Raw genomic sequence first — 12,287 nt, forward strand, 5'->3', positions numbered from 1 at the left:
TTCGGCGGCATGGCTCTGCTAAGCCTTTCCCCCACAAGAACAACGAGGGGCGGAGATGATGAGCAGGGGTGCATGGTTGAGCGCGGGCGCGTCGCTCCTGGTCATGGCGAGCCCGGCCTGGGCGAAGGCCGATACGGGCGCCCCGGCTCCTAAGGAACAAGCTGCCGAGAACATCGTCGTGCGCGCGACGCCACTGACCGGCGAGGCGGACGAACTGGGCAATGCGCCGGCGCTGACCGCGACCCATGCGACCAGCATCGCCGAGCATCTGGCCCGCACAGCGCCCGGGGTGACGATCAACGAGATCCAGGGCAATCCGCTGCAGCCTGACGTCAACTATCGCGGACTGACGGCCTCGCCGCTGCTGGGTACGCCGCAGGGCCTGTCGGTCTATCTCGACGGGGTTCGCATCAATCAGCCCTTCGGCGACGTGGTGAGTTGGGACCTCATTCCGACCAATGCGATAGCCGACGTCGACCTCGTGTCGGGCTCTGCTCCGCAGTTCGGGCGCAACGCGCTGGCTGGCGCGCTGGTGCTGCGCACCAAGAGCGGGCGCAGCGACCCGGGCATCGGGGCGGAACTCAGCGCCGGTTCCTTCGGTCGAACCACGGTGCGTGGCCAGGCGGGCGGCGTTACCGCAAGCGGGTTCGACTGGTTCGTGGCGGGTGATCATTTCTACGAAGATGGCTGGCGCGCCATGTCGCCGTCAGAGGCGACGCGCGCGTTCGGACGTCTGGGGTGGAGCGATGCCGCCGGCCATGTCGCGCTGTCCGGCCACTTTGCCGATACGAACCTGACCGGGAACGGCTTGCAGGAGATGCGGCTGCTCGCCGCCGATCGCCGCAGCATCTATACCGCGCCCGATACCACCCGCAACCGCATGGGCATGGTCGTGCTTAACGCCGACAGGCAGGTCGGCAATGGCGTGACCCTGCGGGCCAATGCGTTCTGGCGGACGATCCGCACCAGCACGCTCAACGGTGACGTCAACGACGATGCCCTTGGCGAGAATCTCTATCAGCCCAACGCGGCGGAGCGCGCAGCGCTGGCGGAGGCGGGTTACCGTGGCTTCCCCACGTCGGGTGAGACGCAGGGCAACACCGCGTTCCCCAAATGGCGTTGCATTGCCAACGTGCTGCTCAACAGCGAGCCCAACGAGAAATGCAATGGCATCCTCAATCGCTCGCGCACCCGGCAGTATGAATGGGGCGGCACCCTGGAGGCCGCGATCGACCTGAAGACCGGCAGTATCGGACACGCAGTGGTCGTGGGCGGCTCGTGGGTGAGAGGCACTGCGGATTTCGGGCAGACCAGCCAGTTCGGATACCTCATGCCCGATCGGACCGTGACCGCAGTTGCGGGGCCGGGGGCTTTCGCCGATGGCACGCAGGACTCTGAAAACGCATTCGATGCGCGGGTCGATCTCCACGCCACGACCTCGACGCTGTCTGCCTATGCGCTCGACCAGGTGACGCTCGGCGGGCCTTTCTCGCTCGATCTGGCCGGCCGCTACGACCGCGTGGCCGTCCGCAATCGCGACCGCATCACGCCGGGTGGCGGCACCGGATCGCTCGACAGCAGCCCGGTCTACCAACGCTTCAACCCCGCAGTTTCGCTCCATGTCCGCAGTGCCGGCGGTAGCGGATTGACGCTGTCGTGGAGCCAGGCGGCGCGCGCGCCGTCGGCGATCGAACTGGGATGCTCCGACCCCGAAAGCCCCTGCCGGCTGCCCAACGCACTCGCCGGAGACCCGCCGCTGCGGCAGGTCATCGCGCGCACGCTCGAGGCGCGCGCAGATGTGCAGCGCGGCATCCTGCACGCCCGCGCCAGCGTATTCCGAACCGACAGCAGCGACGACATCCTGTTCGTCAGCGACAACGCATCAGGCTATGGATACTTTCGCAACTTCGGCAAGACCCGGCGGCAAGGCATTGAATTGTCAGCAGATGCCAAAGTCCAAAATTGGACGTTCTCGGCAAGCTATGCCTATCTTGATGCAACGTATCGCAGCCCCGAGGTGGTCAACGGATCGGCCAACAGCAGCAACGACGGGCCCGGGCCAGGCTTCGATGGAACGATCGACATTCGCCCCGGCGACCAGATCCCGCTCCTGCCCCGCCATACCGCCAAGGCGGCGATCGGTTGGCAGGCAGCGCCTTGGCTGTCGCTCGACCTCGATGCCGTGGCCGTCTCGGGTGTCTGGGCACGCGGCAACGAGAACAATGCGCACCAGGCCGACGGCACGATGTACCTTGGGCCGGGACGGACCGCGCCCTACGCGGTCGTCACTTTCGGCGCGACGGGCCGGCTGCGCGAGGGGCTGAGCCTGTTCGCGATGGTCCGCAACGTCCTCGACAAATCCTACGCCACGGCAGCACAACTCGGCGCCACGGCCTTCGATGCCGGCGGGCGGTTCGTGGCACGGCCTTTTGCGGGTCCGGTCGTGGACGGCGAGCGGCCCTTGCTGCAGAGCACGTTCTTTGCGCCCGGCGCGCCGCGCTCGATCGAAGTGGGCGCGCGCGTCCGTTTCTGATCGATTGTTGCGACGGCGCGTAAGGCTGCGGCCGACATCGTATGTCGTACGGAGCCGGCTGGCTGCAATGTCGTAACCATTTGAAGACCCTTTCATGGCATATCAATGCCATGAGGGAAGGGGTGATCAAATCCGGTGTGCGCCGGTCGCCGACGGCGGGGCTGCGCAAGGCGCTCGCGGCGCTCGCGATGGTGTTGTCGTGCGTGGTCTGCACGCCGGCCCAGGCAAGCGAGAACGATGACATCTCGCCGATGGGGGCGGCCCAGGCGAACCTCGAATGGGTCCCGGTCGACACGCTGTGCCATGCCACGACCCCGATCCCGGCCGCGAACGCGCGGGATCACGGTGACCCGGCGCACTATGCCTGCACCGGCGAACCGTCCGGCTACCAGCGGGGTAGTTTGTGGCTGCGCGGCGGGCCCGACGTCGTGGCCAAGGGCGGCAAGGCGCCGGTTCTGATGATCCACTACTCGCGCTTCGACACCTTGTTGGTCGGATTTCGTTATGCCGACGGGTCGCGTGACTGGCAAAGTGTGAGAGCCGGCGATTTCGGCACGCACTGGCGGCTGGGTGGGCAGATGGCCTTCACGCCCGATTCCCGCAGCGCACCGCTGGTAGGCGTGGACTTGCGGTTCGACCGGCTGGGGGCGGCCGACATGCTGCGCATCCGCATGCTGGAAAGCGCGCAGGCCGACATCCAGTCGATCGCCATCGCCAGCCTGACCGGCGCGTGCCTGATGCTCCTGCTCATCGGGGCGATCTACAACGGCGCGCTGGCGCTGGCGGTGCGACGGCAATTCCCAGCGTGGCAGGCCGCCTGGTCCGCAACGATGCTCGCATGGGGTACGTTGTGGTCCCAGTTCCATCTGTTCTTCCTGCCTTCGATGGCCGGAACGATAGCGGCGCAGATCTGCACGCCGTTGTCGTGTTTCGCCATGCTGTTCACCACCACCAGCATGGTCAGCGCGCTGGAGCCGGGAATGACTCCGCTTTGGCTGCGCCGCGTGATCCTCACCAATGCCGTTGCCCTGGCACTGCTCGGCATTCCTCTCGGGTTCATGCGCAGCGGGCCGATGTCGGCCTGGGCCGCGGCAATCGGAGTATTCGTCCTCCTGCTTCTCGTGCTGACCGTCGCCTTGCTGGCGATCGCGTGGCGGCGCGGCAGTTCGGCAGCGCGCGCGTTCGTCGGCGCCTGGGCGCTGCCGATCCTCGTCATGGGCCTGTCGGGCTTTGTCGACACATCGCGCATCCTGTGGGGCGGCGGCGCCCAGATGCTGGTCCTGCTGTCGGCCTCGTTCCAGACCATGTGGCTCTCGGTCGCCGCGACACGCCGTTTCACGCGGATGCGGATCGAGCGCGATCGTGCGCTGATCGCGCAAGCCGCAGCGCAGGAGCAGGCCCGCCGCGACCCGCTGACGGGCCTGCGTAACCGGCGTGGCCTGATCGAACGCATGGCGCCGATGTTCCAGGATGCGGGCGAGGTGGGTAACGCCGCGATGCTGCTGCTCGATGTCGATCATTTCAAGACGATCAACGACACGCACGGCCATGACGCCGGCGATGCGGTCCTGGTCGCGCTCGGCGAGCGCCTTGCGCGTTGGGACGAAGGCCTGTGCACCGTCGGCCGCGTCGGCGGCGAGGAATTCGCCTTGGTCGCACAGGGCATGGGCCGCTTCGCCGTCCTGCAACTCGCGGAAAGCGTGCGCAGCGCCATTGCCGCCTGCGACTTCGGCGCGATGCTGGGTGAAGGCGGCGTGACGGTCAGTGTCGGGGTGGCGATGCTGTCACCCGGCGACGATTTCACCACGCTGTACCGCAAGGCGGACGCCGCGCTCTATGCCGCCAAGCGGCAGGGGCGCAATCGCGTGGTCCTCGCGCCCACGGCCGACCTTGCCGTGACGCCGTCGCGCACCACCAGCGCGTTTGGGTGAACGCGGCCGGAGGATCACCGCGCGAGTGGGCCGATGCCGAGGCCGCGACGGTACTGCATCACTACGGACTGCCGCACGGGGGCATCGCCGACGGTCACCGCCGTCTTGGCAAACGGCGGCTTCAGTTTGAGCAGCGAGAGGTGCGGATTGCCGGTAAATCCACCGCCGTCGTTCCAGTCCGAGGCGTGATTGTCGTTGGCATCGTGACGGATCGCCACCGCATACTCGCCCGGACGGTCGATCGGGAAGCAGAACTGCATCGGCCCATCGTGGCGGCGGATCTGCTCGATCCGCATGGTCCATGCACCCTTGGCGAGGAATTTGGCGGGGCCCGGACCATACAACTGGGCGCGGACCGTGCCGGTCGTGTTGCTGAACCCGGTGACGGTTACCGTCAGGCTCCGCCCGCCGGGGGCGCAGGCACGGGGCGGGGTTCGGGTTTCGCGGGTGGTTTGCGCCTGAGCGACGAGCGGTGCTGCGCCCAGCAGGCCTGCGGCCAGCGCAAGCGATGTCGTGAATTTGCGGATCATTGTGGCTATCCTGTTCCGAGGCGCCCGGTTCGGGCATTTGCGGGTTGCAATTTGGGCACAAGTGAAGGACCGCGACGGCGATGCCTGACGAGATCCTGTTCCTGTTCAATCATGATGCGCCGCACCAGGTGGCGCACATTGCCGGCATTGCGCGGGCGCTGGCCGAGCGGGAAACCGGCCGCACGATCACCTGTGCGACGGCGACCATTGCGATCCGCGACCGGGTCGAGGCGGTGCTCGGCGCGCGTGTGGCGGGGCAGGTCAATTGGCTCGATATTGCGCTGCCGGCCTGGCTCGAGAGCGCGCTGGCCTTGCCAAATCGCGTGGCACCGGTTCGCCGCGTCATGCGCCTGCGCCATCACGCCCGCCGCATCAATGCCGCGACGGTCGTCGTCAGCGCCGAGCGAACGTGCCTGTCGATCCGCGATCCCGCGGGCCAGGCGCAGTTCGCCTATGTGCCTCACGGCGCCGGGGATCGCATGGTGTCCTACCACCCCGGCAAGGGCGGGTTTGACCGCATCCTGGTGAGTGGTGAGAAGACCGCGCGCGAGATGATCCAGCGCGGTGTCGCACCGGCCGAGCGTTTGCGAGTGGTCGGCTATCCCAAGTTCAACACCATCGACCTTAACCGGCGTGAGCGCCTGTTTCCAAACGACAATCCCGTTCTGGTCTATAACCCGCATTTCGATCCGCTGTTGTCCAGCTGGTACGATCATGGGCCAGCTCTTCTCGACTGGTTCGCGGGTTCGGCCGGGCAGAACTACAACCTGATTTTTGCGCCACATATCATGCTGTTCCGCAAGACACTGCATATCTCGCTTGAATATCGCACGGCGCGGCTTCGCCCCGACATCGCCCCGCACTGGCGGACTGCACCCAATATCCTGATCGACACCGGCAGCACGCGCCTGGTCGACATGACGTACACCCTCGCCGCCGATGCCTACGTCGGCGACGTATCGAGCCAGGTCTATGAGTTCCTCGTGCATCCGCGCCCGATGCTGTTCATCGACGCATTCTCCCGTGATCCCCGCTCGCGCGAGGGCGCTTATCCGGCCTGGCGTGGCGGGGAGGTGGCACGCGACGCGGCGGGTCTTGCCGCGCTGATACCGGGGCTGTGGCAAAGGCAGGCGGCCTTGCGCGACACCCAAGCCGCGCTCTTCGCCGATACGATCTCGCATCAGCCCGGCCATCCCGCCGTGCTCCGCGCCGCCGAGGCATTGATCGACCTGGCCGCCAGCCCGCGCGCCTGGACGCCACGATGAGCCTGCGGGCCAGGGCAGGGGCCGTCGCCCGCAACCTCGGGTGGCTCTTGGCCAGCAATGCGCTGATGGCGGTGCTGTCGCTGGTCTACATCGGCATTGCGACGCGCACGCTCGGCCTTGCCGACTTCGGCCGCTTCGCGCTGATCACCGGCACGGCCCAGACGCTGGCAACGCTCGTCAGCTTCGAGACGTGGAAGCTGGTCGTGCAATACGGCCTGGCGCACGAAGGCGCAGGCCGGGAGGCGGCGCTGGCGCGGCTCGAGCAGGCGGCGGTGCTGATCGAGGCGGCCAGCACCCTGCTCGGCATTGTCGTGGTCACGGTGATATGCCTGGCCGCGCCCGCGCTTTTCGGTCTGGACCCGGCGGTCGTGCCCTTCGCGGCGGGCTATGCCGTGGTTCAGCTCGTGACGCTGCGCTCGACCCCTACCGGCATTCTGCGCATGCATGACCGCTTCCGCCTCGCCGCGCTCGCTGACAGCGTGCAGCCGCTGATGCGTCTTGCCGGCGCAGTACTGGTCCAGCGGTGGGCGCCCGGCCTCGTCGGCTTTCTGGTTGCCTGGGCCTTGGCCGAATTGATGACCTGGGCCGCGACGTGGGCGCTGGCCGCCCAGACCGGCGCCTTGCGCCGCATTTGCGGGCCCAGGCCGGATTTCGCGACGATCCGCCATGAAAACCCGGGCCTTGTGCCCATGCTGCTGGGGGCCAACGGCCAGTCGAGCCTTGGCCTTGCCGCCCGGCAATTGCCGCTGCTCATGGTCGGCGGTTTTGCCGGCCCGGCCGCGGCCGGCGCCTTCCGCCTCGCCGCGCAACTGGCCAATGCCCTGTCGAAGCTGTCGATCCTGCTGACCCGCGCCGCCTTTCCCGAGATGGTCCGTGCCATACGCAGCGCCTCGCCGGCGGTCTTCCGTCGCGGGGTCCTGCGCGTGGCGATCGCGTGTGTTGGTGCGGCGGGCCTCGTCATGGGACTGGTCGCGGTTTGTGGCCACCAGCTGCTGGTACTCGTCGGCGGTGCCGCGTTTGGTGCAGGGTACGTCTACCTGTTGTGGCTGGCGGGGGCGGGAGCGATCGAACTCGCCGCCGCCGCGTTCGAGCCGATTCTGCTGTCGGTGCATCGCGCGGTTTCGGCGACGCTTGCCCGCGCGGGAGCGGTGGCATTCCAGATCGCGCTGATGCTCCTTCTGATGCCGCGGATCGGTGCACTGGGGGCGAGCATCGGCGCCTTCGCCGGCTCGGCTGCGGCGAGCATCCTGCTCGGCGTAGTGCTGTGGCGCTACGCATTGCGCCATGGAACAGGGGCGCAGGCGGCGTCCTGAACCGGCCAAGGTGCCGTGCCTCAGCGCGACAGGATCTGCCGCACGAGCGCCAGATCCTCGACCTTGTCAACGTCGACCGCCGCAAGCCCATGGGGTGTTGCGAGTGCCTCTACCACCACCCCGGCCTTGCGCCCGAGGTGGGCGACCGCGTCCGCCAGAGACAGCCGCCCGGCCAGATAGCGCAACAGCAGGCCGGGGCCGAGCCGACGCACGATCCGCCAGGGACGTTTGCGGTCCCGCTCCACCGCCTGCCACAAGGCAAAGGCCGCCACGGCCGCAGGGGTGCGGAACAGGAACAGATTGCAGCCCGACCATTCGCCGTCGGCGAAACGCAGCCATGTGCGCTGCGTCTGCGGCACGGCCGCTTCGACCACGTCACGACGCGCGAGCAGGACGGCCACGTCGCTCGTCGGCTGAACGGTCTGGCGGAAATCCTCGATCCATTGGCCCTGAAGCAGCGGATGATCCGAGGTGGTCAGCAGCATCGGCGCACCGAGAGCGGCAAATCCACGCGCGGCGCTTTCGCTCGGCCCGGATGCGGCCGGTATGATCACGCAGCCCTGCGCTTCGGCGAGCGCAATGGTGTCCGGGTCCGAGGCGACGACGCCGATCCGGTCGGCGCCCGCTTCGCGAACCGCGGCGATCACGCGGCTGAGCATCTCTTGCCCGGCCACGTCGACCAGCGCCTTGGCGCCGACGCCTTCAGCCCGCGCGACGGGATCTCCGCCGGGCCGCGATCCCGCCAGGATGAGGGCGGAATAGCGGTTCACGCCCGGCGTGCCTGCCACAGCTGGTGGAGCACGCCCGGTGCGGCGAGGATCGGATGGCGTTCGCGCCACGGCGTCAGCGCAATGCTGAGGCCCGAGTGCCGCTCGATCTTCCACAGGGCGTATCGGGTTGCCCCGTCGAACGTGAAGGCCGCCTTGATCAGGCGGAGCGCATTGAGCGGCTTTCCGAGGGGGCGACGCCAGCCCCATTCGCGGCGCCATTGCGCACGTTGCGCATCGCTGACTCGCGGCACCAGCAAGCCGTCGCGGCTTTTCACCGCCAAGGGCAGAGCACGCCACGCCAGCGGCAGCATCGTGCGGAAATGATCGGGTGCACTGTCGATGATCGTGCCGGCGCGGGAGGCCGGCTCGACACGCAGTTCGGCCTTGTAGGTCTGGCGGAACAGCGCGAGCCACCAGTCGTCGGGCGTCCCCTCGGCGGGGCCGAGCGCCAGAGCAAAGCGCGATGCGGTCATGATCGCCGAAGCGACGGCCCGGCGCACGCCCTGCGCCACGAACTCGTTGCGGGCATAGAGCAACCTGCTGGGTTGGCAGAACCGCGCCCAGACCGTCGTATCGACGCCGCGGCCCTGGGTGGCCCGGCGGAACTGCGCCAGCGACATGACGGCGACCTTCGCGCGCACCGTTGCTCCGCCGAGCTGGATTTCATGATAGCCGACGTCGGGCCAGATCACGGTGCCAAGACCGCGCATCGGGCGCTCGTGCAGCACGTAGAAGTCGACCAGGCCTTCCAGGTCGTTGCGACGCAGGTTCGATCCGTAGAACAGCACCGCATCGCCGCCGAGACGGTCGGCGAGGATCCGGGCGGCCTCGACGATCTCGCGGCGCGCCGGTTCGGCCAGCATCGTGGCAACGGCCTTGCTCAACATGGGTGGTGTCCTCGGATGAAATTCAAGCGGCAGCGGCCGGGACGATGAAGGCGATCGGATGGCCTTCGCTGACGACGAGGTTGCCGCCCGGGAACTGCTCGCCATCGAGGATGAAGCCTCGGTCGAGCGACAGGAACACGCGGTCCGCGTCGCGACGAACGTAACCGTCCGCCTCGAGGGAGGGGGACTCGTGGCCCTTCATCACGGGGAGGAAGTGGCGGAACAGTGCGCGCGGCGGCGCCTTGACGGTCAGGAACTTGAGCCCGTCGCGCACCTTGCCGAACGGCCGCAGCCCGACCGGCATGCGGCGCAGCGTCGAGGCCAGCAGCAGGTACACCCGAACCGCCATGATATCGACGCCGTTGCGCGAGATGCGCGCCATTTCACCGCGGCGCCAGCTGTTGCGCGCGCCGCCGAACATGCTCTTGAGCAGCGCCGTGGCCAGCGTGACGAAGACCGCGAAGCTGTTGAAGACGCCCTTGCTGTGGACGCGCTGCGCCAGCATCGTCGCGCGGTTGAACACGCCGAGGCCGAAGATGAAGCCGAGCTGGTCGGGGAGGGCGCGGTTGTTCCAGTGGATCTGGATCGGCGCACGGTCCATGACCTGGTCGGCTAGGTGGGCGCGGATGGCATCGCCCAGGCTCCAGTGTGCCGGCAGGCCAAGGTCGATGGCCAGTGCGTTGGTCTTGCCCGACGGGATCACCGCCACGCGCGGCATCTTGGCACCGAATACCCCGTGCGCGACGCTCAGGACGTCGCGGATCGTGCCGTCACCGCCGTCGATCACCAGCAGGTCCACGCGCTCCTGCGCGAACTGGGTCAAGATACCGACCAGTTCGTTGCGCGATGCGGGCTCCCGCTTGAACACGAAGGCCTCGGGCAGCTCGGTGGGGCGCGAGCCGCCGTGGTTGCGGTGGCTGCGCGGGTTGGCGATCACGCCGACGCGCGGCACCACGCGTGCCGCCTCGCGTGGCACGAAATCCTCAGGGCGAATGGTGGTGAGCCCGCCGCCGGCGGGGCCGAATTCCTGTTTCATCTCCGCTCGATCCAAATCCCCGCAGCCCGCGCAATCGGCGGAGTGCGGCACGTGACGGTCCAGTCACTCAATGGTGGCGGCAACGCGCAAAACCAAGATGGGTTTCCAAAAAAAACTGAAAAATGGATTTTTTTTGGAGTGGCGGATCAGAATGCGTCAGCCGTCGCTCTCGTTCCCTGATCTTATGCGACGTAATCGATCGGGATGGAGTGGCCGCGCCAGCGCCTCCGCATCGGCCCAGGCGTCGGTCAGCCAGCGCGCCTGTTCGCGCGGTGTCAGCAGCAATGGTGCCGTCTGCGGCAGGTCGGCCGGCCCGGACAGGCGATCGACCGCCACCGTGACAACGGCGAAACTCGGCACCTCGGAATCGCGCCAGATTCCCGCCAGCGCCATGATCGGACCCTCCGTAGACACCCACCAGCGGCCCCTGCCGCCCAGAGCGAGGTGGGTTGCCGGCACGAGGCAACGGAACTGCGTGTGGCGCAAGGTGCCGATCCAGAACGGGCTCTCGAGATTGCGCAGTGTGGTCACGACGTGAGGATTCGCGCTGCGGGGCGGGGGCGGGACGCCGAACTGACGCGGCACCAGGCGCCTGCGTCCGTCGCGTCCCTTGATCACGACCGGGGCATAGCTCCCGGCCGTTACCGCGCCGCCTTCCCAAGGGTCGTTCCCGCAATCGGCGCCAAGCGCATCAGCGATCGTGCGCGCCGGAGCGTCGAGAACATAGGACAGCGACATGGGTCATCTTTGTGCGCCACCACGCGCTTTGCCAAGCCTGTCGCCGTTCGAACCGGCAAAAGCGCTTGCCGTGCGCTGTGTGATGGCCGATGCCCGTCGATCCCCTCCCGTTCGGCACCCGGCCCCGGGAGACGTTGCGGCAGGAGGTTCGACGATGAGCGTGGCATTTCGGCGCGAGACCGATGACGAGCATCTCGAACCCAGGTTCGAACTGCCGATCCCGCCCGGCCCGAACCTCGTGACCCAGAAAGGTTTCGCGCAGATTGCGGCGCGGGTGACGGAACTCGAAAACGCGCTGGCGACCGCGGAGGACGACGAAGTCCGCAAGGCGATCCGGCGCGACCTCAGGTATTGGTCGACCCGTCAGGCAAGCGCGCAGGTCATGCCGCCGCCCGGCGACGACGTCGTCGCGTTCGGCAGCGTCGTGCGGCTTAGCCACAACGGACGCGAGCGTACGATCATGCTGGTGGGGGACGACGAGGCCGACCCTGCTGCGGGCCTGCTGTCGTTCACGGCGCCGCTGTCGCGGGCGATCATGGGGGCCGAAGCAGGAGAGACCGTCGATTTCGCCGGAAAGCCCGACGCGGTGACGATTCTGGAGATCAATCCTGCCCTGGAAATCAATCCCGAGCCGTAGCGCGATCGATCATGTCGAGGAAATTGCGGGCGGCGTCGCGCTCGCGCGGGTCCGGAAAGGCGACGTCGAGATCGGGCGCGTTGCCGAGCATGACCATCAGGCTCCACAGCGCGAAGCGGCGCGCCGGGTCGGTTTCCAGCCCGAAGTCGACGGAAAGGCGTTCCATGCCCGCGGCCAGCGCACCCGGTGAAGCCGATGCAGGATCGGCATCACCGAAATAGCGGCGCATCTGGTCGTCGAAATCCACGGAACGCCTTTGTCGCAGACGATGCTGGCGGCTATCAGCCGTTCAGCTTGTCCTTCAGGGCCTTGGCCGGCGCGAAGCTGAGCTTGCGCGAAGCCGCGATCTGGATCGGTTCGCCGGTCGAGGGGTTACGGCCTTCGCGAGCCGGCACGTCCTTGACCTTGAACTTGCCGAACGCGTTCAGCGAGATTTCTTCGCCCTGGGTCGCGGCGTCGGCAATGGCGGCGAGAACAGCATCCACCGTCTTGCGGACTTCGGCCTTGGCAATGCCCTGGCTGGCGGCGACGGCATCGACAAGTTCAGTAGTGTTCATGGTAGCGTTTCTCCAAAATGCCGACGCGGACTAACGCCCATTTTCGCCGCTGTAAATCGGGGGATGGTCGAGAAACCATGGGATTGCGCC

At 67.6% G+C, this 12,287-nt stretch carries 12 protein-coding genes; 5 read left to right on the plus strand and 7 right to left on the minus strand.

What is annotated here, in order from left to right; translation table 11 throughout:
• The first annotated feature begins 76 nt into the window (after positions 1-76).
• Both V7Q48_RS05570 and V7Q48_RS05575 read left to right on the plus strand, forming a co-directional pair.
• The gene (locus tag V7Q48_RS05570) at positions 77-2,533 is read left to right on the plus strand and encodes a TonB-dependent receptor (RefSeq protein ID WP_333836786.1); all 2,457 of its coding nucleotides are present in this window, start codon (positions 77-79) and stop codon (positions 2,531-2,533) included.
• Positions 2,534-2,655: 122 nt separating this feature from the next.
• Complete coding sequence (locus V7Q48_RS05575; protein ID WP_333836787.1) at positions 2,656-4,464, plus strand: GGDEF domain-containing protein; 1,809 nt, start codon at positions 2,656-2,658, stop codon at positions 4,462-4,464.
• A 14-nt stretch (positions 4,465-4,478) separates the two neighbouring features.
• Here V7Q48_RS05575 and V7Q48_RS05580 read toward each other — a convergent pair whose 3' ends face one another.
• Positions 4,479-4,994: a DUF2141 domain-containing protein gene (locus tag V7Q48_RS05580; RefSeq protein WP_333836788.1), complete on the minus strand. Its 516-nt coding sequence runs from the start codon at positions 4,992-4,994 to the stop codon at positions 4,479-4,481.
• Positions 4,995-5,074: 80 nt separating this feature from the next.
• On the opposite strand from V7Q48_RS05580, the gene V7Q48_RS05585 reads away from it, so the two are divergent.
• Complete coding sequence (locus V7Q48_RS05585; RefSeq protein ID WP_333836789.1) at positions 5,075-6,259, plus strand: hypothetical protein; 1,185 nt, start codon at positions 5,075-5,077, stop codon at positions 6,257-6,259.
• On the plus strand, positions 6,256-7,572 hold the full coding sequence (locus tag V7Q48_RS05590; RefSeq protein WP_333836790.1) for a lipopolysaccharide biosynthesis protein: 1,317 nt from the start codon (positions 6,256-6,258) through the stop codon (positions 7,570-7,572). The genes V7Q48_RS05585 and V7Q48_RS05590 overlap by 4 nt, the downstream gene beginning before the upstream one ends.
• A gap of 20 nt (positions 7,573-7,592) precedes the next feature.
• On the opposite strand, the gene V7Q48_RS05595 is transcribed toward V7Q48_RS05590, so the two are convergent.
• From V7Q48_RS05595 to V7Q48_RS05610, 4 genes are all read right to left on the minus strand, one after another.
• Positions 7,593-8,342 (minus strand): nucleotidyltransferase family protein, encoded by a 750-nt coding sequence (locus V7Q48_RS05595; RefSeq protein WP_333836791.1) that lies wholly within the window; start codon positions 8,340-8,342, stop codon positions 7,593-7,595.
• A complete protein-coding gene (locus V7Q48_RS05600) occupies positions 8,339-9,229 on the minus strand; it encodes a hypothetical protein (RefSeq protein ID WP_333836792.1) in 891 nt (296 codons plus the stop codon). The genes V7Q48_RS05595 and V7Q48_RS05600 overlap by 4 nt, the downstream gene beginning before the upstream one ends.
• A 22-nt stretch (positions 9,230-9,251) precedes the next feature.
• Entirely contained in the window at positions 9,252-10,265 is a 1,014-nt protein-coding gene (locus tag V7Q48_RS05605) for a diacylglycerol/lipid kinase family protein (protein WP_333836793.1), read from the minus strand.
• Positions 10,266-10,421: 156 nt separating this feature from the next.
• Positions 10,422-11,003: a DUF159 family protein gene (locus V7Q48_RS05610; RefSeq protein ID WP_333836794.1), complete on the minus strand. Its 582-nt coding sequence runs from the start codon at positions 11,001-11,003 to the stop codon at positions 10,422-10,424.
• A gap of 154 nt (positions 11,004-11,157) precedes the next feature.
• On the opposite strand from V7Q48_RS05610, the gene V7Q48_RS05615 reads away from it, so the two are divergent.
• Positions 11,158-11,640 carry a GreA/GreB family elongation factor gene (locus V7Q48_RS05615; protein ID WP_333836908.1) on the plus strand — a complete coding sequence of 161 codons (483 nt, stop codon included), beginning with the start codon at positions 11,158-11,160 and terminating at the stop codon, positions 11,638-11,640.
• On the opposite strand, the gene V7Q48_RS05620 is transcribed toward V7Q48_RS05615, so the two are convergent.
• Both V7Q48_RS05620 and V7Q48_RS05625 read right to left on the minus strand, forming a co-directional pair.
• Positions 11,624-11,887, minus strand: coding sequence for a hypothetical protein (locus V7Q48_RS05620; protein ID WP_333836795.1), 264 nt, complete (start codon positions 11,885-11,887; stop codon positions 11,624-11,626). The two genes, V7Q48_RS05615 and V7Q48_RS05620, sit on opposite strands and share 17 nt — an antisense overlap.
• Positions 11,888-11,921: 34 nt before the next feature.
• Positions 11,922-12,197, minus strand: a complete 276-nt coding sequence (locus V7Q48_RS05625) for an HU family DNA-binding protein (RefSeq protein WP_333836796.1) — start codon at positions 12,195-12,197, stop codon at positions 11,922-11,924.
• Positions 12,198-12,287 lie beyond the last annotated feature (90 nt).

This window comes from Novosphingobium sp., from assembly GCF_036803765.1.
Taxonomy (GTDB): Bacteria; Pseudomonadota; Alphaproteobacteria; order Sphingomonadales; family Sphingomonadaceae; genus Novosphingobium.

Bases quoted from the DNA above. Each gene is read 5' to 3' on its own strand.
- V7Q48_RS05625 (WP_333836796.1), bottom strand. From the start codon at position 12,197: ATGAACACTACTGAACTTGTCGATGCCGTCGCCGCCAGCCAGGGCATT.
- V7Q48_RS05605 (WP_333836793.1), bottom strand. From the start codon at position 10,265: ATGAAACAGGAATTCGGCCCCGCCGGCGGCGGGCTCACCACCATTCGC.
- V7Q48_RS05600 (WP_333836792.1), bottom strand. From the start codon at position 9,229: ATGTTGAGCAAGGCCGTTGCCACGATGCTGGCCGAACCGGCGCGCCGC.
- V7Q48_RS05580 (WP_333836788.1), bottom strand. From the start codon at position 4,994: ATGATCCGCAAATTCACGACATCGCTTGCGCTGGCCGCAGGCCTGCTG.
- V7Q48_RS05585 (WP_333836789.1), top strand. From the start codon at position 5,075: ATGCCTGACGAGATCCTGTTCCTGTTCAATCATGATGCGCCGCACCAG.
- V7Q48_RS05615 (WP_333836908.1), top strand. From the start codon at position 11,158: ATGAGCGTGGCATTTCGGCGCGAGACCGATGACGAGCATCTCGAACCC.
- V7Q48_RS05590 (WP_333836790.1), top strand. From the start codon at position 6,256: ATGAGCCTGCGGGCCAGGGCAGGGGCCGTCGCCCGCAACCTCGGGTGG.
- V7Q48_RS05610 (WP_333836794.1), bottom strand. From the start codon at position 11,003: ATGTCGCTGTCCTATGTTCTCGACGCTCCGGCGCGCACGATCGCTGAT.